This is a genomic window from Gordonia rhizosphera NBRC 16068 (assembly GCF_000298195.1).
GTDB classification, from domain to species: domain Bacteria; phylum Actinomycetota; class Actinomycetes; order Mycobacteriales; family Mycobacteriaceae; genus Gordonia; species Gordonia rhizosphera.
This window is the reverse complement of record NZ_BAHC01000024.1, coordinates 1-885: the sequence shown is the minus strand read 5'-3', so window position 1 is coordinate 885 and position 885 is coordinate 1. Positions and strand designations below refer to the sequence as shown.

Sequence of the window (885 nt, the reverse complement as noted above, 5' to 3'; positions counted from 1 at the left end):
ACCCCCGCGGCGAGCTGACGCGCCGCGACATCACCGAGCAGCCCCGCATTGACGACACGCGGGACACCATCGGCCACGGCATGCACCCCGCGACCCCCGCCCACCACCTCATCGTTCATCTGCATCGCTGCCCCGTGTCCAAGCGCACTCCCCCCAGGGTGCACGCCGGCCCATTGCCAGTCGTCAGCGATTCTCCCTGGTCGGTGCATGGGGAATCAAGGGTTTGCGCAGATCCCACGCCTCCGAGACAACGCGTCGGCGCCGCGGACGTCGCGTTTGGCCGGGCTGATTCAGGGGAAGACGATCGGCGGCAGGCCTGGAATCGGATTCGGAATCGTGATCCGCGGCGGGCGCGTTCGAGGACGAGCCGGCCCCTGCCGGCCGGGCCGGTCGACCGTGGTTTCCACAGGTGGTGGCGGTGGCACGTAGCGCACCGGGGTCTGACGTGCCTCGGCGAAGTCGGCCGGGTCGGCGTAGGTGCCCGAACTCGTCGATGCCGTCGTCGGAGCCGCGTGGTTGAGCACCGGGTCGCTCGATGTGCCGTCGCCGGTCACCGCAACGGCGACTCCGCCGCCGATCCCGATGATCGCGCCAACAGCTACGGCGCCCAACAGGATTCGCGTCCTTCGCGACTTGCGCGGAGCCGAGGCACCCGCGACGTCCTCAGTGACGACCTCGGGTGGCGTCGTCGGGTACGCCGAGAGCCGATCCGTGTCAACCGTCGACGGGACATCCACCGCGTGGGTGAATTCCGTTCTTCCGGCATAGGAATCGGCCAACACCACGGGTGGTGTCCCGAGCCGGGTCAGTGCGGCGTCCAGGCCGGGCCAGGTCTCCGGAGCCGACCGCATCACCACCGACGTCACCGGTTCCGGTGCCGTGGCT

Annotated in this window: 1 pseudogene; it reads right to left on the bottom strand. The window is 69.7% G+C overall.

The annotated features are described in order from the left end of the window. Window positions 1–290: 290 nt before the first annotated feature. Window positions 291–885, bottom strand: a pseudogene (locus tag GORHZ_RS01945) (hypothetical protein); the annotation flags it as partial.